Here is a 22,416-nt window from a genome sequence, read left to right as displayed (position 1 = left end):
TACAACGTTATGCTTGGTTGCCCCGCTAATATTAAGCTAACCTTTTATAACAACTCTCGGATACTTGCTTTGATCTCGTCCATGGAATCCACCGGCTCGAAGCGCCGAACGACTTGACCTTCTGCATCAATCAGGAATTTGGTGAAATTCCATTTGATCGCATCGCCGTGCAGCCACTCTGGTGCTTTGTCTGCAACCATCAGCTTGAGCAGTTTGGCCTGAATATCGTTCTCGTCAAAGCCGGCGAACGGACCTGACTTTTTCAAAAAGTCGTACAGCGGATGCGCTTCCTCTCCGTTCACATCCAGTTTCGCAAACATCGGAAATTTCACCCCGTAGTTGATCTGACAGAAAGACTCGGCTTCCGCACTGCTACCCGGTTCCTGCTCCGCAAACTGGTTGCACGGGAATCCAATGACCTGCAACCCCTGATCCTTGTACTCATCATATAACTTCTGAATGTCATCAAATTGATGTGTATATTTACATTTGCTTGCCGTGTTCACAATCAGTACAGGCTTTCCTTCATATTGAAAGAGCGGGAAACGCTCTCCACTCGTTCTCGTCACAGTGAAATCATAGATCGTTGGCATAAGTCGAAGTGCACCTCGCAATAGTATGTAGTTCGTTGCTTTATAGAGTCATCTCTCATTATATACGAAGTCAGTCAGGTTGTATTGAGAAAGGTGGAGAGTCCCCCATTTACTCCAAAATTTTAATGCTAATCACATACTTTGAACGGGGCAACATCCTGATCTCCATTTTTTTGTATCGATCATCCAAATCAATCTTCCTTGTATTAATCAGTTCCAGTCCATTTATTTCAATAGTCTGTTCTCTTATTTTCCTAACGCTCATAGACCCCACGTAGTCTGGCCTGCCTGATACCGTAACATACTCTTTTTTGTAATACGAACCAAGATCCAGAACACCAGCCAAAGCTTGAGGAGAAACATACCATAAACATGCAAATCCGAGAATGACAAATAAAAATTTAACGGTTAGCCGTTTTAGTTTCCTTTGAATCGATTTCATCCCGTGAAACATTCCTATAACCAAAAAAAATGCTGAAAGGCCAACAAAAATTAAACGTAGAAAGACCCAATTGGGGAAAAAGGCAGGAAACAACACGGCCACAAAAGAACATATAAAGATCAAAAATATGAAACCGCCTAAGCCAAATAATTTCATTTTATTAAATTCATCTTCTTTCTCAATAATCTAACACGATGAAAACTCGATAATTAAGATTGCAAAGCCACATAAATATCGATCTCGTTATTGACACTATGCGGCTGGTAACGTTCATCCCAGATTTCAAAATCATAACACTCAGGTGTGTATCCAGCATCTTCTAACCACTGTCTATAAATATAGTCATATGTATCACCTATGTCGGATTCTAGTCCTCTGTGCGTACATGTAATATATGAGCTAGCTGGCACATGATGAATAATCATTCCAGGCGGCGTGCCCTCCGGCTCGTTTACTTCATAGCATAATACATGTGCGAATGGATCTACTTTGGCATTAAAATCCTCATAGGACGGATACAGCTGCATTAAGAGAACCTGGTCGTTTTTCCGATGCTTGATCTGATCCCTCTTCTCTATTAACTTATCATAAAGATTCTGTCGTAATCCTGCCTCAAACTCTTCCACCGTAGCTTCAATACGATAACCTGCAACATAAAATGCAGCCAATGTAACGATCTTCGTTTCCATCTTTTTCTCCCCCAATGAAAAAATAGAATACAAACCGTTTTAACGTTGCATTTACCCGAAAAGGTTACGACAAAAACTATGTCCACTCTTGCCAATGTTGCTCCAGAAAAATCACTTCTCTCTCGTAGTGAGCCAGATGACCTTCTTCGACCATTTTCACAAAGGCTAACTCTCCTGCTGCTGCACGATCCTCTAATGTTTTGCACATAAAGCGAATACGGGACACCACCCAATGTTTAAGATTAGGTGGCACATTTAACCCGTAAGCTTTCATAAACATTGCGATACGTTTTTTCCGAACCTTTGCGTGCTTTTCGCTATCATATAAGGTAACTGATTTTCCTTGGCCTTCAAGCTTGGGTGAAAAATTGGCTAGGGGTACACACGTGTATAAAGTGTAGGCGATATCCCACATACGCGGCCCCGGACAGGCCAGATCAAAATCAATAATACCCTGCGGCAAACCATGTCTGAAAACGATGTTGTATAAAGCAAAGTCGTTATGGCAGACCACTTCGGAATTCTTTGAATCTGTATCTACTGATTCATGTGAGCGTTCATCTCTACCTATATCTGGATAAATGTTATCAGACTGTTCTACCGTGGTGAAATTTACGGTTGCATCGTGGTAGGCTCTTAATAAACGGGCAACGGCAATCAGTGACTCGTCGGACCACATGTAACTTTCGATCTCCGGATAATCATTACCCGGGACGTCTCCGTCAAGGTAAGAGAGCATTTCTCTACCCTTCTCATCCATGCCAAGATATCTCGGCGCCTGATGGAAGCCTTCCTTTTCCAGATGCAACAGCAGTTTATGTACATAACGATTCGGGTGGGCACTACGGCGAACTGTATCTCCAACGCGCACAACTTCATTCACGTTACCACCCGTTAACTTCTCCTCCGGTAGTTCAGACAACTTGAATCCTCCTCTATTGATAATTCTCTGGCCGCTCGTATTGATGTCTATTCTTGTTTTTATTTTTGTAGGTCCCCGGGAAACCGGCAACCAGCAATACGAATCCAACAAAAAACATGAAATATACGAGTAGTCCCGTGGGTACATCTACCGTCTGCGTAACTTCTCGCAAACCTTGCTCCGATCCGCTTCCCGACTCAACCAATGCTGCTGATAATCGGATGGACATTCGTTCAAGTGTGGATATAAACACACTCGCAACCATTAATACGACACCCAGAATCTTGTTCATCTGATTCAAAATATAACCCCCTTCTTATTCAAAAAAAATCTCACTGTACACTCCAGACAAAAAGGTCTTTAGCGTTTGAGCCAGTGCATAGTGGTTGGGCAGGTCTTTAGCAATGACGCCTCCGATATTACCTGCCTCGCCTTGGGTTAGGCAGGTTAGTTGAAGCTCATTCGAATTTCCATATATGTATGAGAGCAAGTATTCCAGAGGCTGCTCTTGATATATTCGAATTTTGGTACCTGCCCAGATCGGCTCCTGATCCTGGATCTCATCCATTGGAATCCATACCTCCGTTGTCAAAACAACGACCTCCTTCAATAGACTTTACTTCAATTATAATCCATGTTCTTCCATAAAGGAATTTTCTATAAAGCTATTAACGAGGTATACAATAGCTCTTAATCCAGCAGTTTTCACCTATGCTTCTACGAATGAAGCTATACCTAGTTTCATAAGGTCGTGTTTCCCTGTATATCAAATAGCGCCGTCATCTCTGACGGCGCCTGGAATACTCTTTTACACTCCCGAGTCATCTTACGTAGCTAAAATATGGTGCAATTCCATATGACTTTCGAGAAAAGTAGCACGTTCGACATGGTACAAATCATATATGGACTGCTCCGAATTAATGGCCTGCGTAACCTCTGGATACAGGTCGTTGGAAAATGTAACGTATGGCAGTTTCTCTACCGCTTTACGTGAGCGAACATTTTGCTTGCGTATTTTCATAAAAACCGTCTGTATATCTTGTTCAAGAAACAGTTCTGTCAAAAAAGCGGACTTGGCTCTTTGACTGTATCCTTGTCCGAAATAAGGGGCACCGATCCACGTTGCCAGAAATCCAGTCTGGTTGACAATGTGATACAGATCAATGGTTCCGATTGCAGTTCCAACCTCATTCAAAATCGTGCGTGTTATGGCGGTTCCCTGTTCTTCTTCTGCGATTAACTGCCTCGTTAAAAACATAAATTCCTCTTGCGACTGACATGCATAACGAACATAAGGGGAAACTGCGGGATCCATCATCAAGCTGTGCAGAGATTGACATTCATGCAGCTCACGCTTCTTCAACATTCTGTCTACCACCCAATCCTTCAAGTTCGCTAGATCAAAGCAAAATTAAGTATAACCATGATTGTGTGGCATTTAATGAATTCTGCTTGCGGCTTGTGTAAAAATTCATGGGAAATTACGAGTGAACTGGCACTACGTTTGCTTGAGAAAACACACTAAAACGGCATGTTCCTGGTAATAAGAAACACGCCGCTGGATTCTTCCTTCTGACAATATCAGTTATTGCATGCCTTGCATGATAGCATTAATGATATTTTGTTGTGTTACAGTATTGTTAAATCGGTTGAACAGCGCGAATCCATGCTGGCCGTTGAATCCGTTGTCCCAATAAACTGGAACCATTTTATATTTTTTTGCCTTGGCGGTCACGGCTTTGGCATAAACCGCTCGATAGGTACTGTTGCTGGAATCATAAGAAGATTTGTCAATGGAACCGAACTCACCCATAACGACTGGATAACCTTGAGTCACAAATTTATCGTACATGGACTTGAACTGAGATTCCAAGTAATCCTCCTGCCCCCATGTCGATCTTTTGGAAGGATTCGTCGCGGTAGCTCCCCATTGCGTAATGTTTCCATTTTCTTCACCAGCAAAATCCCATGGCGAGTAATAGTGTGCCGAGATCATGATTCGCTTCTGAGAGCTTGGAATGGCGGAAGATCTGAAATTATCACTTGGAACGACAAAACCATAATTGCCCACAGTGTAGTCAATGTTTGTGTTCCAACCAGGAACGAGCAACCATCTTGCATTGTTGTTGCCACCCGTTTTACGAACAGTATCCACAAAAATCTGATTGTACGCGTTTAAGTTACCATAATAAGACGTATTCGGATTGTTGTAATTTCCGTCAAACACCTCATTCATGGATTCAAAAATAAGACGTTCATTATAATTGCTGAACTTGGTGGCAACTTGTTGCCATACCTTTTGATACTTCTCACGAATGACGTTCTGATTTCCACTGTTCACATGTAACCACGAGCCCGGAATCGAGTGGAACCCGTCTCCATGCATATTGATGACTACATATAAACCTTCGTTATACGCATAGTCAACCACTTGCTGTATACGATTAAGCCAAGATGCGTTCACTGTATAATTGGGAGCGCTTCCAATATAGTTCAGATAAGAAACCGGAATACGAATCGTTTTGAAACCTGCCGCTTTTACCTTTTTGATCAGCTCAGGTGTGATCGTTGGATTGCCCCATGACGTTTCATTCGGTGTACCGTTCACGGTAGCTTCCAACTGATTACCCAGATTCCAGCCTGCACCCATCTCTGCAGTAATCTGCGCAGCGGTTAATGATCTCATGTCAGCAGCAGCCGCCTTGGAGCCCCATCCCGCAAACGCCGCTGTGGCCATAAAAAGCAGTGCCAAACTGGCTATGCCAATTTTTTTAAACGTTTTCGTCATAACAATACCTCCGCTTATTTTAATTTGGAACAAGCAGTGCAGTTATTCTAGTGATTCATCTGGATGGTTAAAGAAATTGATTGATTGATTGATTAGATTGAAGAAATAAGAAAAACTATTCCTCCCTTCTCTATGAATAGATTATGCGAAAAAACGGTTCGCACCAACATAATAACACAATTATGGTAAATAAAGTTCATTTTCTTGTCCATTTTGACAGGTTATTACACTTTTTAATCCAATTTGAAATGTTCGACCAGCCAAGCCATGAATTTGTCCTTCTCTTCAAACTGAGGATAATGCGCGGATTCATGAAATATAACCAGTTCTTTCTCGGGCGCTTTCAACATTTCCAAGTAGTCCCTGGCTGCATTAAGAGTTGTCATATAATCATATTGTCCCATGAAGAAATAAGTCGGAATTCGGATCTCGTCTACAATCTCAGGCAATGGGTGATCCAATGCTTCTAGCACAAGACGATCTTGCAATTGGAGAATTCCAGTATAAAACCGAATGACATCCACCCCATTGTACTCCGGATTTATCAGAAATCCTTTAACATAATCAGCGTTCTCGTTAATGAGTCTGGCTGAACCTCCATACTTTTGCACAAACGTTCGAGGAGTCAGTCCTTTCCCTTGCTGTACGGAATCACGCAATAACTCTAATTGTTTCACATCAGCTTTGTTTCCTGACGCGTTTGCCTGCTTTATCGTATAATCCAGCGTTTCCATTTCACTCTGAATGGTGTCGGCCACCTGTCCAATTCCAATATAAGCTTTAAACTGTTCTGGAGCTTTTGCAACCGCCTTGATACCGATATACGTTCCAAAAGAATGCCCGACCAAGATCACCTGCTCTTGATGCAGTTCCTCAGTAACATACTTTGTCAGTGCTATTAAATCATCTGCAAGTACATCAGTTGTCAGCTTCGAGTAATCCTCTGTAAAATGGAACGACTTTCCGCTACCGCGTTGATCATAATGAACAATTGTAAAATGCCGCTCAAGCTCACGCTGATATTTTCTTACATAAGGAATCTCTGAGTACCCAGGTCCACCATGAACAAATAACAATACCGGATTGGCTCGATCTGTTCCCCTGATCATCACTTCGTGCCCTTCACCGTTAATGTCAATCTGCTCTAGATGGCTTATACTATTCTCCCCTTCGATACTCGGTGTCCATGTAGGAACAATGAGAAAAACCACTATTATTCCTAAGATGGTAAAGAAGGTATATTTACAAACTTTTGCTATCTTTTTTCTCATACGTTCTCCTTTTACTTCAAAGGATAAATCCAATGAACATCCTCTTTCTGTAACTCATCCTGAAATATGTAATTGTGACCGCACCGACAATGCAGAGAATTCGCTTACCTGCGTAATCCTTCATCGCATTTTTCACTCGAACAGTTGTAACGCTCTCTAAGCGCTGCATTATGAATTGTTCCTAACAAACCAACCGTCGTCATCCGTTAAGCTCCTTTACCATATGAATATCTTTGGGCTCTTTGGTGTACAATTCTACGTCTAACTCACCTGTCACTTCACTGCCCTGGCTTTGGTAAAAAGATACCGCTGATCTCGTTTCGGTTGACGAGATGTACAAGGATTGCGCTCCACGAATTCTTGCCTCTTCACTTAAAAAAGATAGAATTCGTGTCCCAATTCCCTGTCGTCTGTACGCTCTGGATACATACATGAGATCGAGCTGCAACTGATTATGCTCTTTTCCTCTAAATTGATGGGCAAGCACACCGAATCCTACTAATTTCGTACCATCAAAAGCCCCATAAGCCATTCCACCATGCTGCAATTCATAAACGTAACGATCCTGCATCTCTTCCAGTTGCCCCTGACCCCAACTGGCACACTCGTGATCTTGTTTGTGCTCAACTAAACCCTGTGCACTGACCTCATAGATCAGGTCGATATACTCAGAACGATCAATTTCATGTAACTGTTTTGCATGATCCAGGTTCAAGATTTGGTATGTAATCATTCTTTTTGTCTCCTTTTTACATCCTCTAAGCCTTAATATTCAGGTGTTGCTCCTGCTTAGGTGACCCCTCCTCTATAATCAGAGCTCCAAAACGGTAATATACTCATCATGGCAGATCTCACCGTTATCACGGAAACCAAAGCTCTCATACAACCTTTTAGCATGTACATTTTCTGCACTATACGATATCCAACTATATTGAGCAGGGCCTGCAGGGCAGGTCCGAATCCAGTCTAAAATCTTTTCCATAGCTTGGCGCCCGTATCCGCGATTCTGGAACTGCTCGTCAATCATCAGCCTCAGAATACAGTAGCTACCTTCTGCGATTGATGGCAGGTCGTACCCTGTAATTCCATAGGTGATCATTACAAAACCAACAGGTTTGTCATCCGCATAGATTGCAAAAGGAAAGGGATAACCTCCGTTCTGGGAAAGGACATAACAGGAAGCCACGCTCGACAGATTGGAGGCAACGAACCGACGCTGTTCCTCCGCGACCTCCAGATTAAATACGGCACGCCGATTATCGAGTGTAATGTTCTGCAAAGTAATGGTACTCATATTAAAGCCCCCGCTTTGCATCTCGATTAGCGAGGTACTCGTCCTTTGTTAATCCGAACATAATAAAGTCCATATGTTTCCCATTAATATAAACAACCTGACGACGAATTCCCTCTTGCACACAACCCAATTTCTGCATCATTCGAGCCGATCCTTCATTACCCTCCAGCACATAATCGTTGAACTTATGAAGCCTGCGCTCCAAAAACGCATAACGAAGCAAAATATTCATCGCGCTTGTGCCATATCCCTGACCACGATAAGGTTGATCGATGACTATGCCGATACTGAACGTTCCGTTTCGTTCATCAATGCTATTCAGATTAATGCCACCGATGTTATGCCCCTCAAGATTTTCGATGGTAAACATAATACGACCGTTGGTTGATGAGAATGCTACGTTCTGTTCTATAAATCGTTTGGCTCCAGCAATCGTTGGCGGAAGCTCAACAGCACATTCAAGCAGAATACGTGCAGGAGAGTCAAAGCCCTCTGTGTAACAACTCTCCCAGTCCTCTTCTTCAAAGGCTCTCAGCCTCACCTTGTCATCTTGCCAGTAATACTGGCTATAATCGATTATTCTCATAAGAATGCCTCCCTTTAAACGATGTATGTTGCCTTTGTAATTCATCTTATTTCCAATCTGTAAATAACCTCATCATCCGGATTGGTCAGATTCTCGCTTACAAATGACATGCTTGTATATAAGTGCTGGGCAATATGATTGTCTCGTTCAATGGTCAGAGAAATGATATGACATAACGGATGTTTATCGGTGATAAAATCGATGATGGCTCTTAAAGCTCGTTTTCCCATACCTTGCCCTTGAACCGTTTTGTCGATCTGAAAGCCACCAATCCAATAATTATCTGTACTTTCCGGTGTATAACTTATATAAAAGAATCCAATGATGTTGCCTTCCTTTTGCAAAACGTAAGGATCAAGTGCTTCATCCCATGGTTTAATATAGGCGTAAGCGAGTGCCTCCGTAATACTTGGAACCAGATGTTTTTGGTTTTCATGTAGTGAAATTTGTAGTGCCTGTTCCCAATTATCTCGTGTAACGGGATGAATCTGGATGATGTGTGTTCTCATGTGATCTCCTCATTCAACGGTTAATTACTACACTTCGATAGAAAATACGGCAACTTGTTTACCTAGGATGTCGACATCCTTCTCATGGGTCATGCCATTCTTTTCCGCAACTCGCATCGAGCCTGCGTTTCCGTATTGGATCAAGGAGATCAAACGTTTCTCTCCTTGTTGCAAACCGTACTCCTTCCATGCGTTGGCTTGCTCATACCCGTAGCCTTGTCTCCAATAGGGCTCTCGCACCCAATAACCGACTTCAAGCTCATCCGTGCCATCAATCACTTGCGGGATCAATCCAGACGTTCCAACAAGTTGCTGATCTTCTCTGTTAAAGGCAAGCAAAAGTCCTTTGCCTGCCTTATTCCAATGGATAAATTTCTCTAACGTCTGCATCGTTTCTTCTTTCGTCCATGGGTTTCCATGGCGAATGTATTTCATCACGTTTGGATCACTGGTCATCGTATATAAATGTTCAAAATCATTTTTAGTGTATTCACGAAATATAAGCCTTTCTGTCTCCATAATTCACACTACTCCTCGCTTTAACATCTCCATTTGGTCTTCTATAGTTTAAAACGACAACCTTCAAACGTTAGATCATTTTGGACCAGATTAACTGCTGATGCAATAGCCCCTTTTTGATGTTCAGATAAGCTCGCTTCATCTCCGTTCCAATCTTTCAACCACCAGAAGAATGAACTTATATTTCGGTACTCCATAAATAAAGGAATCCGAGCGATCCATTCCTGACTTATTGGCTGTTGTTGCACATCCCCTTCCTTCCCCATCGAGTAAATAAATCCGTATCCCATACACCCCAGTCATAATCAAAAAAAATATCCAGTCGCTCCTTCAAATACCGCTGCCACATAAGATTTCTCCTGATCACGGCATACAGCAGTCAGCTTGCCTTCAACCGTAAGAATTACTGCCTTTCTTCGGTACACATTAGATTCATCGTTCTACAATCCCGCTAGTGATTTTCATATTCGGAGCATACGTCATATACGAGTTTCCATTGAACTCTCTAGCAAAACTCTCCTCTGCCTCATACTGATGGATGGCTTCCTCGGAAGTTAATCCGCGTCCAATGAGGTGGACAGTGACTTCGTTTCGGTTACCCGGAACGGCTCCTAACCCTTCTTCTTTTAGCGCGTTATACAACGTATGTTTATCTGGCTCATCCATCTGTTGATCTAGAAAGTTTACCCGATCGCTTACTCGGCATTCCACGCCTCTAACACCAAGCTGACTTAACAGTGTCGGAATCTTCATACCTATATTTCCATCTTTTCCACTCTCTCTAGCACCCTGCTCATACAATTTCTGAAGTACGCCCAGGTGCACAATGCTGGACTGCTCCATGCCATCCAATGCATAACTCGCCATGTTGGCAATCCAGTGTGGCTCGAAACAAATCACTCGACCTCCATCCACCACACTGCCGATCATCTTTTCCAATATCACACGTGGTTCTGTCATATGTACCAAAAAAGCATGACTTATCGCGATGTCATAGGCTCGTTCGACCTGCACCGTTTCAATGTCACCTTCTATAAATTCGGCCTGATAAGACGTATGTGCGTAGAGTTCTTTCGCATGTTTAATCAGTTCTGATCCTTGATCTACTCCCGTGTACCGTGAACCAACAGGCAGTAGCGGGAGTAGCTTCAGTCCCATGTAACCAAAACCACATCCATAATCGATCATATGTACGGCTTGCTTAATCTTCCAAACCCGCTCAACCAAGAATTCGAGATAATCATCGTTATAATAAAGCCAGCGTGTTTTTCTCAGATACTCTATTTGGTTATCCCAATAATAATCCGACAATAATTTACGCCCCTTTCTTGTAAACGCATTCATATTTCTAAAGGACTTCCTCTAACTTCATTTGCAATTCAGCACATCCCATTCTACTCCTAACATATGTCATAGTCTATCCGACTTCAGGATGATCTGTTCCCGAACTTCCAGCAGTTATCACCAGACGGACAGTTTTGTTCTTACGTCATTATCATCCGTAATATAATCCAGCGCTTCGTATCCCAGTCTCTTGATATGCTCGAACATTTCTTCCCGTATTTCAGTATCTTTAATGTATACCGCAACGTAACTGCTATCTATGACAAGCAATACGAGCTGACACTCACTCTCTGCATAGTCTTCGTAAGTCTCTATATCTATAATTGCTGTACCTCTCGGATAGGCCTTCAGATTGGCAAAGATCAAATAATACTTGTTATCATCAATCATTTTCTGCAACTCTTCACCTGCCATGCCCATAACCCGATCTGGAAAAAGACTGCCTCCCAAGCTATTCTCAACCACTAAATAAGACTCTTCCCCGCCAACAAACCAGTCATAATCCGCGATCTTGATCGACTTCAGAATTTCTCCCAGAAATCGTCCATAGGCATTGGGAATGGTGAACTGTATTCCTCTCTTCATCGTACCTCCTCCTGGCTTCAACCCTTCAAATTGTGCAAAATGATATCAATCACTTCGTCCGTTGCCAGATGATCTGTCGCTATTCGGGTTTCGAATGCAGCTTCCTTGAACGCTTCAACACACTTCGGAGCTTGTTGATATTGCCAGCCGCCGAATTCATCTCCACGTTGAGCAAGGCGCTTATATATCGTCTCTAACTCAGCCGTTAAACAAAAATGATGCAGGTCCGGGTCGATCTCCTTTAGCCCGTTATAAATGTAACCAAAGTTCGATATCCTGAAAATCATCCGTGCGCCCGTCGGGATTATCCAACAGGATTTCTTACAAAATCTGGCCGTTTAAAATTTTCGATTAAGCATCTCACGCTTCGCACTTTCTTGTGTGAAAATATCCTCTCGGGGCACCATACGTTTCGGAAGTGTACGCCCTGCCATAATTTCTTTGGTAGCCTGCATCAGCTGAGGTCCGAGTAACGGGTTGCATTCCACCACGGCATTAATCTGTCCGTCCGCCAAAATCTGCAGCGCTTTACGTGATCCGTCTACCGACACAATGATGATGTCTTCACCAGGTTTCAAGCCAGCATCCTGAATCGCCCGAATCGCCCCAAAAGCCATCTCATCATTATGCGCAAAAAGGACTTGTGGCCGCTCCTCTTCCCCGACCTGAAGAAAACCTTCCATCACTTGCCTGCCCTTGTCTTCTGTGAAATCAGCAGGGGCACTTTGCGAGAACAAGATGTGGTCTTTATCCCCTAAAATGCTTCGGAAGCCCTCCCCACGCTGAATAGACGGGGTTGATCCACTTGTTCCTTGCAGTTCAGCAACTCGAATCGTTCCTGGCATATTCCGTAGCCGATCCTGAATATACTTTCCGGCTTTCACGCCTTCTTCATAGAAGTCCGAGCCGATCGTCGTTACAAACAGAGAGGTATCTTGAGCGTCAACGGAGCGGTCTACGATGATGACCGGAATTCCGACTTGCTTCGCTTCCTGCAGAATATCATCCCAGCCCGATTCCACCACCGGTGCAATCGCGATCACATCTACTTTTTGCTTGATAAACGAACGAACAGCCTCAAATTGTTTCGTCTGAGACTGCTCTGCATTTTTTATAATAAGGGTAATCCCGGATTCCTTGGCGGCATCCTGAATGGAGGTGGAATTGGCGATACGCCAAGCACTCTCCGTACCCAGCTGCGAAAAGCCCAATATGATTGGTTCTTTGGAAGGCAGGTTATATTCCTGTGATTGCATCCAATCCTCTAACGAGGGCAGTGAGTCAACGTTTGATGGGACAGGAAGAGGTTTGGACTCGGACTCAACCAGGGTGCAGCCAGAGAGACACAACAGAAGCAGCAGACCCAACCAGCTCACAACTTTTTTCACCAGACCCCTCCCCCTTTAACATCTTTTACAACCGCCAATCCACTCACTGCAACCTGATTTTACGGATTAATCGATAATGATGAGGCTGAGAAGCTTAATTACCTCATGTTGAAACAGGTTAATGCAATGATTTGGCGGATACTCGCCGTTCACTGAGAAGTCGTTGGAATAAAATAAAGACAAACAGCATCAGACCGATTACAATCTTTGTCCACCAGGAGCTGAGCGTGCCTTCGAAACTAATTATAGTTTGGATAACCCCTTGGATCAATACACCAAGGAACGTGCCGGCTACGTAACCAACGCCGCCCGTCAGCAATGTTCCCCCGATCACAACCGCTGCAATCGTATCCAGTTCGAGACCCATCGCGTGTAATCCATAGCCGGATAACATGTAGAATGTAAATACAACTCCTGCCAGTGCAGAGCAAAACCCGCTAAAGGTATACACCAAAATTTTTGTGCGGGCTACAGGTAGACCCATCAGCATGGCCGATTGCTCACTTCCGCCAATGGCGTACACATTACGTCCAAAACGGGTGTAGTGGGCAAGGAAGATGGCAAGCAATAAGATGATCAGAGCTATAATTACATTAATGGAAACGAAGCTGCCTCCAGGCAGAGGAATCTTGGCTTGTGCAACGTCCGTATAGAACGAGTTGGTAATCGTAATGGTGTCGGTACTGATGACATAACAGAGCCCCCTTGCCAGAAACATACCGGCGAGTGTCACAATGAAGGGCTGAATTTTAAAATAATGAATGATGGCTCCCATCAATGTGCCAAACACCGCTCCCATAATGAGCACCATGGGAATGACTACTGTGGGCGACCAGCCTTGCTTTTCAACCAAACTCGCACTAATAATCGTGGTCAGCGCAATGACCGAACCGACCGACAGATCAATGCCACCGGATACGATGACAAAGGTCATGCCAATCGCCGTCACAATCAGAAAAGCATTATCAATCAACAGATTAAACAGAACTTGTGTGGAGAAGAAACCCGTGTAACGGAACGAGCCAATGGCAATCATAACAGCCAGTAAGCCAAAGGTGACCAGAACCGGGAGCAGCTTTCGATTAAGATACATGGCGATTCACCCCTTGTTCAGCTGGAAACTTCCGCTTTTTCAGGCGCTCTGCCAAGGACTTGCGGAAAGCATCGGATTGGATTAGACATACGGCGAGCACAACAAAGGCTTTGACAACGAGTGTGACCTCTGGCGGCACACCAATCATGTAGATGGTTGTCGTTAAGGTCTGGATAATCAGCGCACCGACCACCGTACCCATCAGATAGAAACGTCCGCCATTCAGTGAAGTCCCGCCGATCACGACAGCCAGAATAGCGTCCAGCTCATACCATAAGCCGGCGTTATTGCCATCCGCACTGGATACATTGGAGCTAAGAATCAGTCCTGCAATCCCCGCACAGAGACCACAGAACACATAAACGGCAAGGATGACGGTTTTGGAACGAATGCCAGCAAGTTGGCTGGCCCGTGCATTATTGCCAACCGACTCAATAAACAGCCCCAGTGCTGTTTTTCTGGTGAGAATTACAGCAACGAGCAGTACCGTCAATACGATGAAAATTGAAAAAGGCAACGCTGCGAGTGAACCCGCGCCAATGTACTGATATTGTGCATTGGACACCGTTATAATCTGTCCGTCAGTGATTAATTGGGCAACACCTCGGCCAGCCACCATAAGAATGAGCGTTGCAATAATAGGTTGGATTCGAGCTACGGATACCAGTGCTCCGTTCCACATACCAAGAACCAGGGAAAGACCGATCGATAACGCAAGTGCACTCAAAACAAGCCAGAGTGAGCTTTGATCCGTTCCTTTGCTGATCGTCATACAAGCCATTGCCCCCGAGATCGCTACGATCGAACCTACTGACAGGTCAATACCGCCGGTTGCAATGACCAGAGTCATACCAATGGAGACCAGAATCAGCGGAGCGCCGAAATTGAGAATATCGATCAGACTGCCATATAGATTGCCTTCACGTATCACAAGCGAGAAAAAATCGGGCGAATAAAGCAAGTTAAATAATAAAAGTAAACCGAGCATACATAACGGCCAAAACAAATGATGTTTTCGCATCCTGCTCATCATGACGTCAACCTCCTGCCATCGCTTTCATAATTTGCTGCTGATTGATCTCTTCACCACTGAGCTCTTTTACTTTTTTACGGTCTCGCAGCACGGCTACCCGGTCGCTAACCCGAATCACTTCTTCCAGCTCCGAAGAAATAAACAGAACACCCATGCCTTGCTTCGACAACGAGAGCACCAGCTTCTGAATTTCTGCTTTCGCCCCAATATCAATGCCGCGTGTAGGCTCATCAAGGATTAGCAGATCGGGATTCATCAATAACCAGCGCGCAAGCAATACTTTCTGCTGATTGCCACCACTCAGGTTTTTGATTAGTTGCTCCGGATTTTTAGGATGAATCTGTAACAGATTGATATATCTCTCCGCAAGCTCATCCTGTTTTTTTCGCGAAATAGGCTTCGACCAGCCCCGTGTCGCCTGATAGGCAAGAACAATATTCTCTCTGATCGTCAGATCATCGATGATCCCTTCGGTTTTGCGATTCTCTGAGCAAAAGGCAATATGTTGGTCAATCGCATGCCGCGGTGACTTTACCGAGTTACCTGTATCCGCAACCGTCAGCTTGCCTTCGTCCGCACGGTCTGCGCCAAAGATCAGACGAGCAATCTCGGTACGCCCCGATCCGAGCAATCCAGCCAAACCCACAACTTCTCCTTTACGAATCGTTAAATCAAATGGGTCGATGGCTCCTTTTCGTCCCAATCCCGTTGCGGTAATCATAACTTCCCTTGCGTCTGCTTCCACTTCTGTCTCTGACTTTCCTTCGCCCGTTTGCTTAGGAAGATCCTCCAGTATTTCGAGTTCTTTGCCAATCATCTTGAGTACAAGTTCCATACGTGGAAGCGATGCAGCAATGTATTCCCCTTCGAGTTCACCGTTGCGGAGCACGGTCAGACGATCCGACATTTCGTACACCTGGTCGAGAAAATGCGTGACGAACAGAATCGCCAGTCCTTCACTCTTCAGCTTGCGCATAATCTGGAAGAGCTGCTGCACTTCATTTTTATCTAAACTGGAAGTGGGTTCATCTAAAATAAGGACTTTGGCCGAGATGCTAAGCGCTCTTGCAATGGCGATGAGTTGCTGTACCGCTACCGAATAGGACTGAAGCGGCGCTTTCACGTCGATGACCAAATTTAATCGTTCACGTAACAGCTTCTCCGCATCTTGGTTCATCTGTTTCCAGTTGATTCGGCCATGCTTCATCGGCTCCCGCCCGATATAGATGTTCTCTGCTACCGTCAGATTCGGACAAAGATTCACTTCCTGATATACCGTGCTAATCCCCGCTTTTTGTGCCTCTAGCGGCCCTGATATGGCAAGCGTTCGATTGTCCATCGTAACCGTGCCTTCGTCAATCGAATACACCCCTGTCAGTACTTTGATCAATGTTGATTTTCCCGCGCCATTCTCACCCATTAGTGCATGAATCTCACCTGGAAACAGGCGAAAGCTAACGTCAGAGAGGGCTTTAACGCCTGGAAAACGTTTGGTGATCCCCGTCATTTGCAGGATCGGTGCATGATGATCCTCCACATCCATCTCTCCTTTATTGTAGAAGCCGTTCGCATTCGAGCGGCTTTCCGATTGGGATAGAAAAAAGTCATTTAGCGACAGCGAGGTCGAAAAATGACTTTTCGGTGTTAACCGCAGCTGCTTTTAATATTGCCGTGATGGCAGTGCTTCTTTGGCTTGCTCCGATGTAAAGGTCGTTTCTTCCGTGACGATGCGCGGCTCAATCTCTTTGCCGTCCACCACAGCCTGAACCGCCTCCATCAACTGAGGTCCGAGCAGCGGGTTACATTCCACGATAAAATTGATCTTGCCATCGGCAGCCGCCTGCATACCATCTTTCACCGCATCAACGGAGATAATAGTGATATCTACACCTGGTTTTAAACCCGCAGCTTCAATCGCCTGAATGGCACCAAGTGCCATGTCGTCATTGTGTGCATAAAGAACATCGATTTTTTTATGCGCTTTGAGGAAAGCCTGCATTACCTCTTTCCCTTTAGCACGTGTAAAGTCGCCCGATTGGGACGCGATTACTTTCAGTTTGGCATTGGAACCAATGACCTCCATAAAACCTTCCTGGCGATCATTCGCTGGAGCAGAACCTGTTGTACCTTGCAGTTCAACAATATTTATCTCCTCTTGTGCATCTTTATACTTATCGCTCAGCCACTGGCCTGCTTTACGTCCTTCTTCCACAAAATCGGAACCGATAAATGTCTTGTACAAAGATTTATCCGGTGAATCCACGGCACGGTCCGTCAGAATGACCGGGATGCCTGCATCCTTCGCTTCTTTTAAGACTGTATCCCAGCCGGATTCCACCACGGGGGAAAAGGCAATCACAGTCACCTTCTGCTGAATAAAGGAGCGCAAGGCTTTAATCTGATTTTCCTGTTTCTGCTGAGCGTCCGAGAATTTCAGATCATACCCGGCTTCTTTGGCGGAGTCCTGAATGGATTTGGTGTTGGCTGAACGCCAGCCGCTCTCCGCACCCACTTGAGAAAAACCAAGTGTAATCGTTTTGGAAGTCGCAGGTGTACTTCCGCTATCTCCTCCAGAACTCGCTTGATTTGTACCGGATGCCCCATTGCTGCTGTTACACGCTGTGCTTACAAGCATAACCATCGCCAGTGTGATGGCCAGTCCCCATTTTTTTTTGCTTCGCATCATGTGATCCTCCCTTTTTCAGTTCACCTTGTGTGGTGTGATCACATTATAAAACGCTTGCAACATGCACTAATATGGAATGTGATGCGAATTTTATGTAATAATTTAGTAATTGTGGAGGACATGTTATATAAACGTGTAATTTTTTTAGTGAATGGTGTACTATTTTGCGATACGCTTTCATTGTCTAAATTCATGTTATAATAATAACACCTTTATATCCTGATCCCTTCAAATGGAGTGGAATACGTTGAAACTTGTTAGGTGGATAGCTTCGAGCCTCAGACTTAAATTACTCAGCATGTTCATCATCCTCAGTTCTGTACCGCTGATTATCGTTGGATTAATTTCGTACCACAAGTCATATACCGTTGTATCGAATCACAACAAAGCCTCCACCCAACTGGCTGCGGACCAGCTTGCCAGAAACATCGACATCATGTTTGAAGATACGGAGCGGCTGCTAGAACTGGGCAAGAATCCACAAGTTCTACAGTATTTGTACGCGCAATCCGAGTCGTATGGCGAAGCAAAGGCTATTTTACAGACCTACAATCTCTACCGTGAAACCTACAAATACGATAAGGTACTTAACATCTCGTTTGTTAACTTCTATGGCAAAGGCATCAGTGAGCGAAAAGGAGTATTCAAGCTGGATCGTAATCCGCTTCGCAATCCCTATTTTCAGTATCTGGTACAGTACCCAAACGCTATTTTGCGAATTCCTCATGCTGCACCTTATGCGGAATATAACCGTTTGGATGGTTTTGTATATCCAAAACAGAATGCGCTTTCAATTATGACGACCGTCAAAGAACGCATTACACATGAAGTGATCGGCTTTATTGTGATTGATATGAATGATTCATTCATAGATGATTTTTTGACAACGACGAAAATTAAAGATTCCGGCTTCTTTTATATTAATGATCAATATGGGAAAACACTTTTCACACCGCCTGCGGGCGAGGCATCTCTCGCCATCATCAACCAGATCAACTCCGTGCCTCTACACGCAGAGCAAGATAGCTTTAACTTGTCCGCAGGCTCGAAACCGCAGTTTGTTGTATATAGTACATCCAGGCAGACGGGATGGAAAATCATCGGAGCTGCGCCTTTTCAAGAAATTATTACGGAGGCCAATGGCATTCGCCAGTTAATTATCATCAGTGTTTTATTAAGCGCATTTTTTGCGATTTCTTTATATTTTTTCCTGAATAACAGACTCATTCATCCCATCCAAATTCTCATGAACAAGATGCGTAAAGCAGCCAGCGGATATTTGGAGGTCAAAGTCACCCCTACCGGTTCGGACGAAATCGCGGATTTAGGGCAAAGTTTCAACATCATGCTGGAGAAAATCAAAACGCTGATTGACCAAAGCATCAAAGAAAATGAACAAGTCAAAATAGCCGAATTGCGAACGTTGCAAGCGCAGATTAACCCGCATTTTCTATACAATACGCTGGAGTCCATCATCTGGATGGCCGAAGCCGAAAAAAAGGAAAGTGTGATCAAGCTGGTTCAGGCACTCTCCAAGTTCTTTCGGTTGGGTCTGAACAAAGGCTTTGATTGGGTATCGATCCAGACGGAGCTTGAACATGCGCGCAATTATCTGGTAATTCAGCAGATGAGGTATCACGATATTTTGACATACGAAATCAAGGTTGAGCATCAGCTTCAAGAGTATCCCATCCTGAAAATGACACTACAGCCTCTAATCGAAAACGCCATCTATCATGGCATTAAAAACAAACGGGGTCAAGGACTCATCTCGATTCAGGGTTACTCCGATGATACTAGCATTGTGCTCACCGTGCGGGACAACGGCATTGGCATGAACACTGAACAACTGACACAGTTGAGAGAAAAATTAGAACAACCAGCAGGCTCCCGCTCTCCTCAAGAAAATGAGCAAGACGGAGGGTTTGGTCTGTTGAATGTGCATGACCGCATTCGTCTCTATTTTGGCCCTTCCTATGGCGTTGAGATGGAAAGCACGTATATGGAAGGAAGTACATTTCAGATTCGCATCCCCAAAAGCAAGGAGGTACAGCATTGAAAAAGGTGATGATTGTCGATGATGAAATCGGGATTCGGGAGAACATACGCAACAGCGTACAATGGGAAAAGGAAGGTTTTCACTACTGCGGAGATGCACCGGATGGGGAGCTGGCTTTACCCTTAATCGAAGAATGGGCACCTGATATTCTCATTACCGACATTAAAATGCCGTTTATGAACGGTTTAGAGCTGGCCTCTATCATCCGTGCACAAAAACCCCAGATCAAGATCATTATTATGAGCGGACATGATGAGTTCAGTTATGCCCAGGAGGCGATCCGTCTTGGCGTTACTGAATATTGTCTTAAACCCGTCAGCGCAACAGAACTTCTTCAGATTTTGCATGAAGTCAGTCAGAAGATGGATGAAGAAGAACAACGACTGAGTAGTCTTTCGATGACCAAAGAAAAACTGCTCGCCGATCTGTGCGGGGGTCTCATCGGTACATCGGATGCCATCGATTCTGCCAAAAAGCTTTCCCTGTCTCTTTCGGCGAAATTCTACACCATCGTCATTATGGATATCAGACCCCATGATGATTCTCAAAACTCGGAGTTATTATTAAATAAAACACTTCGGATTCTGGAGGAATTCTGTAGCGTCGATGTGGAGCTCCTCTCTTACATTCGTAGTCGAACGGAACGGGTGCTGTTGCTCAAATCCAGCTCCGAAAACCGTATTATGGCTTATCTGGAACAGCTTCGAGGACAGATTCGTCTGGATCTGGAGCAGCAGTTCAACTGCAGTGTCGTTATTGGCATTGGCCGCAATCAGGAGCGCCTGCAAGGCATTCATGTTTCCTATCTTGAAGCAGATGAAGACAAATATATTACGCGTTTGACCCAGCAAAACAAAGCCTCATTGCGGGAGATTCACCTGGATGAGAAAATGAATATTTTGTTAGATCGCAGTCGGTTTCTTGAGTTTCTCAAGATTGGTGATCCCCATCTGCGTGACAGCTTTGTACAGGAATTCGCAGCTCCATTACAGTCGATAGACTGGAATGCTTCATCATATGGCGTTTATTTGTTGAACGATCTTACACTAGAATCCTTCCGACTCGCGAATCAAATCTTTCGTATGGGCGCTGACCCGGATGAGAACATTCGGAGCTTACAGCAGATGATTCGGGGAATTACAAGCTGGGAAGCCTGCACTCAATACTTGCGCTATCTGCTCGAACAATTATGGCAGCGAAGAGCAGCATCTTCTGGCAAATACAGTGATGTCATTGATCAGGTCAAAGCGTATGTGTCTGGGCAATACAATAACGAGCAGGTTTCCTTGAAGAGCATCTCAGCACATGTGCGTATTAGCCCAAGTCATCTCAGTAAAATTTTCAGCCAAGAAACTGGTCAAACCATAACGGAATACTTAACCCAAGTGAGAATCGGCAAAGCCAAAGAATTGCTCAAAACAACGAGCAACAAGACGTTTGAGATTGCATTCAAGGTCGGCTATAACGATCCACACTATTTTTCAAATATATTCAAAAAGACAACCGGATGTACGCCCAAGGAATATCGCACTCGGGGGGCCGTGGTACCCGATGAAACATCTGTGGACATGAGAAAAGAGCCCATGTATGAGTAAGCTCCAAAGGGCTGGCTGGCTCTTGTTGTTGATCTTGCTTGTATTAACTATAACTGCTTGCTCGAAAAGCACTTCGAGTTCAACGATAAATTCGGATACAGGCGCTCTACATCCCAAACGTCAGGAAGCAAGCCAGTATGCTACTACAGCTGCGGAACCATCCGTGGCCAAAAACAAAACCTTTGGAATTATCTATCCGATGACCTATCCGACATATGAGATGATCACGATGGATGCTGCACAATCTGCTGAAAAACATCATGTGACTCTTACCGTCAATGCGCCGGACGAAGCAAGTACCGAACAGCAAATACGCATTCTCGAAAACATGATCAAACAACATGTTGACGGGATTGCCATCGCTCCTATTGATGTTGCCGCGCTCACACCGGTCATTCATAAAGCTACGGCAGCAGGTATTCCGGTGATTACATTTGAATCCGATGCACCTTCCAGCGAGCGGGTTGCGTATGTCGGAGCGGACAATTATCAAACGGGACGACAGTTTGCTCAGACCACAGCCAGGCTACTAAATAATGAAGGCATGATTTTAGTCGAAAGTGGTATGGAAGAGATCGTTGGTCTGCAGCAACGTCTGGACGGATTCATTGATTATATTCGCAATGACACCGACATCGAAATTTTGGAAGTCAGATACAATCAAGGTAATGAAGACCGAGCAGTCAACGATATTGAATCCATGATTGATGCACACCCCCATTTTAATGCAGTTGTGGGGCTGGATTTTGTATCCGTTTCAGCTTCTACTCTCGTTTGGAAAGCCAAAGGGTTGAACCGGCATCTTATTGCTTTTGGTGGCAATTCAATTAGTGAAAAAGGACTGTTAAATGGGCAGGTATCATCCGTAATTTCGCAAAATGAGCAGGTATGGGGGACAAAAATTATTGAAACGTTGCTGCGTGCAAGTGAAGGTCTTCCTGTTGAGGATTTTATCAATACGGGTATAACGGAAATCAACCAAAATAGGATTACATCTGAGTACTGACGAATCAAAATCAC

Annotated in this window: 26 protein-coding genes; 3 read left to right on the top strand and 23 right to left on the bottom strand. The window is 44.4% G+C overall.

Going from position 1 to position 22,416, the window contains the following annotated elements; translation table 11 throughout:
- Positions 1-44: 44 nt before the first annotated feature.
- The 23 genes from ABIE27_RS16925 to ABIE27_RS16815 form a co-directional block, all read right to left on the bottom strand.
- Entirely contained in the window at positions 45-593 is a 549-nt protein-coding gene (locus ABIE27_RS16925; RefSeq protein ID WP_123066713.1) for a glutathione peroxidase, read from the bottom strand.
- A gap of 109 nt (positions 594-702) precedes the next feature.
- The gene (locus tag ABIE27_RS16920; protein WP_429351031.1) at positions 703-1,191 is read right to left on the bottom strand and encodes a hypothetical protein; all 489 of its coding nucleotides are present in this window, start codon (positions 1,189-1,191) and stop codon (positions 703-705) included.
- Positions 1,192-1,244: 53 nt separating this feature from the next.
- A complete protein-coding gene (locus tag ABIE27_RS16915) occupies positions 1,245-1,724 on the bottom strand; it encodes a GyrI-like domain-containing protein (RefSeq protein WP_429351030.1) in 480 nt (159 codons plus the stop codon).
- Positions 1,725-1,800: 76 nt separating this feature from the next.
- A complete protein-coding gene (locus ABIE27_RS16910; RefSeq protein ID WP_429351029.1) occupies positions 1,801-2,646 on the bottom strand; it encodes an aminoglycoside phosphotransferase family protein in 846 nt (281 codons plus the stop codon).
- A 13-nt stretch (positions 2,647-2,659) separates the two neighbouring features.
- Positions 2,660-2,947 carry a hypothetical protein gene (locus ABIE27_RS16905; RefSeq protein WP_429351028.1) on the bottom strand — a complete coding sequence of 96 codons (288 nt, stop codon included), beginning with the start codon at positions 2,945-2,947 and terminating at the stop codon, positions 2,660-2,662.
- Positions 2,948-2,962: 15 nt separating this feature from the next.
- Positions 2,963-3,238 (bottom strand): hypothetical protein, encoded by a 276-nt coding sequence (locus ABIE27_RS16900; protein WP_429351027.1) that lies wholly within the window; start codon positions 3,236-3,238, stop codon positions 2,963-2,965.
- Positions 3,239-3,472: 234 nt separating this feature from the next.
- A complete protein-coding gene (locus ABIE27_RS16895) occupies positions 3,473-4,012 on the bottom strand; it encodes a GNAT family N-acetyltransferase (protein WP_123066717.1) in 540 nt (179 codons plus the stop codon).
- A 219-nt stretch (positions 4,013-4,231) separates the two neighbouring features.
- Positions 4,232-5,434, bottom strand: a complete 1,203-nt coding sequence (locus ABIE27_RS16890; RefSeq protein ID WP_429351026.1) for a glycoside hydrolase family 5 protein — start codon at positions 5,432-5,434, stop codon at positions 4,232-4,234.
- Positions 5,435-5,667: 233 nt separating this feature from the next.
- Positions 5,668-6,705, bottom strand: a complete 1,038-nt coding sequence (locus tag ABIE27_RS16885; protein ID WP_429351025.1) for an alpha/beta fold hydrolase — start codon at positions 6,703-6,705, stop codon at positions 5,668-5,670.
- A gap of 199 nt (positions 6,706-6,904) precedes the next feature.
- On the bottom strand, positions 6,905-7,438 hold the full coding sequence (locus ABIE27_RS16880; RefSeq protein ID WP_123066719.1) for a GNAT family N-acetyltransferase: 534 nt from the start codon (positions 7,436-7,438) through the stop codon (positions 6,905-6,907).
- Between the two features lie 78 nt (positions 7,439-7,516).
- Positions 7,517-7,999, bottom strand: a complete 483-nt coding sequence (locus ABIE27_RS16875) for a GNAT family N-acetyltransferase (RefSeq protein WP_123066720.1) — start codon at positions 7,997-7,999, stop codon at positions 7,517-7,519.
- A gap of 1 nt (position 8,000) precedes the next feature.
- A complete protein-coding gene (locus ABIE27_RS16870) occupies positions 8,001-8,585 on the bottom strand; it encodes a GNAT family N-acetyltransferase (RefSeq protein WP_429351024.1) in 585 nt (194 codons plus the stop codon).
- Between the two features lie 41 nt (positions 8,586-8,626).
- Positions 8,627-9,094, bottom strand: a complete 468-nt coding sequence (locus tag ABIE27_RS16865; protein ID WP_429351023.1) for a GNAT family N-acetyltransferase — start codon at positions 9,092-9,094, stop codon at positions 8,627-8,629.
- Between the two features lie 27 nt (positions 9,095-9,121).
- A complete protein-coding gene (locus ABIE27_RS16860; protein WP_429351022.1) occupies positions 9,122-9,613 on the bottom strand; it encodes a GNAT family N-acetyltransferase in 492 nt (163 codons plus the stop codon).
- 41 nt (positions 9,614-9,654) lie between these two features.
- Positions 9,655-9,903, bottom strand: coding sequence for a hypothetical protein (locus ABIE27_RS16855; protein WP_429351021.1), 249 nt, complete (start codon positions 9,901-9,903; stop codon positions 9,655-9,657).
- 142 nt (positions 9,904-10,045) lie between these two features.
- Positions 10,046-10,924, bottom strand: coding sequence for a class I SAM-dependent methyltransferase (locus tag ABIE27_RS16850; RefSeq protein WP_429351145.1), 879 nt, complete (start codon positions 10,922-10,924; stop codon positions 10,046-10,048).
- A 150-nt stretch (positions 10,925-11,074) separates the two neighbouring features.
- Positions 11,075-11,542, bottom strand: coding sequence for a DUF2691 family protein (locus tag ABIE27_RS16845; protein WP_429351020.1), 468 nt, complete (start codon positions 11,540-11,542; stop codon positions 11,075-11,077).
- 17 nt (positions 11,543-11,559) lie between these two features.
- Complete coding sequence (locus ABIE27_RS16840; protein WP_192895156.1) at positions 11,560-11,829, bottom strand: hypothetical protein; 270 nt, start codon at positions 11,827-11,829, stop codon at positions 11,560-11,562.
- A gap of 51 nt (positions 11,830-11,880) precedes the next feature.
- Entirely contained in the window at positions 11,881-12,930 is a 1,050-nt protein-coding gene (locus tag ABIE27_RS16835) for an ABC transporter substrate-binding protein (RefSeq protein ID WP_429351019.1), read from the bottom strand.
- A gap of 118 nt (positions 12,931-13,048) precedes the next feature.
- Entirely contained in the window at positions 13,049-14,023 is a 975-nt protein-coding gene (gene yjfF / locus ABIE27_RS16830; protein WP_123066727.1) for a galactofuranose ABC transporter, permease protein YjfF, read from the bottom strand.
- Positions 14,013-15,053 carry an ABC transporter permease gene (locus tag ABIE27_RS16825; protein ID WP_429351018.1) on the bottom strand — a complete coding sequence of 347 codons (1,041 nt, stop codon included), beginning with the start codon at positions 15,051-15,053 and terminating at the stop codon, positions 14,013-14,015. The genes yjfF and ABIE27_RS16825 overlap by 11 nt, the downstream gene beginning before the upstream one ends.
- 7 nt (positions 15,054-15,060) lie before the next feature.
- A complete protein-coding gene (locus ABIE27_RS16820; protein WP_429351017.1) occupies positions 15,061-16,593 on the bottom strand; it encodes a sugar ABC transporter ATP-binding protein in 1,533 nt (510 codons plus the stop codon).
- 123 nt (positions 16,594-16,716) lie between these two features.
- Positions 16,717-17,739 carry an ABC transporter substrate-binding protein gene (locus tag ABIE27_RS16815; RefSeq protein ID WP_123066730.1) on the bottom strand — a complete coding sequence of 341 codons (1,023 nt, stop codon included), beginning with the start codon at positions 17,737-17,739 and terminating at the stop codon, positions 16,717-16,719.
- 250 nt (positions 17,740-17,989) lie between these two features.
- Here ABIE27_RS16815 and ABIE27_RS16810 point away from each other — a divergent pair, with 250 nt between their 5' ends.
- The 3 genes from ABIE27_RS16810 to ABIE27_RS16800 are packed head-to-tail and all read left to right on the top strand — an operon-like array spanning position 17,990 to position 22,402.
- Positions 17,990-19,801, top strand: a complete 1,812-nt coding sequence (locus ABIE27_RS16810) for a sensor histidine kinase (protein WP_123066731.1) — start codon at positions 17,990-17,992, stop codon at positions 19,799-19,801.
- A gap of 5 nt (positions 19,802-19,806) precedes the next feature.
- Positions 19,807-21,396, top strand: coding sequence for a response regulator transcription factor (locus ABIE27_RS16805; RefSeq protein ID WP_240037207.1), 1,590 nt, complete (start codon positions 19,807-19,809; stop codon positions 21,394-21,396).
- Positions 21,389-22,402 (top strand): sugar ABC transporter substrate-binding protein, encoded by a 1,014-nt coding sequence (locus ABIE27_RS16800; protein ID WP_123066733.1) that lies wholly within the window; start codon positions 21,389-21,391, stop codon positions 22,400-22,402. The genes ABIE27_RS16805 and ABIE27_RS16800 overlap by 8 nt, the downstream gene beginning before the upstream one ends.
- Positions 22,403-22,416: the final 14 nt, after the last annotated feature.

The sequence above is a fragment of the Paenibacillus sp. 4624 genome, from assembly GCF_050435065.1.
In the GTDB taxonomy this organism is placed as follows: Bacteria; Bacillota; Bacilli; order Paenibacillales; family Paenibacillaceae; genus Paenibacillus; species Paenibacillus amylolyticus_D.
The sequence above is the reverse complement of the archived record's forward strand: the minus strand, read 5'-3'. Positions and strand labels throughout refer to the sequence as shown.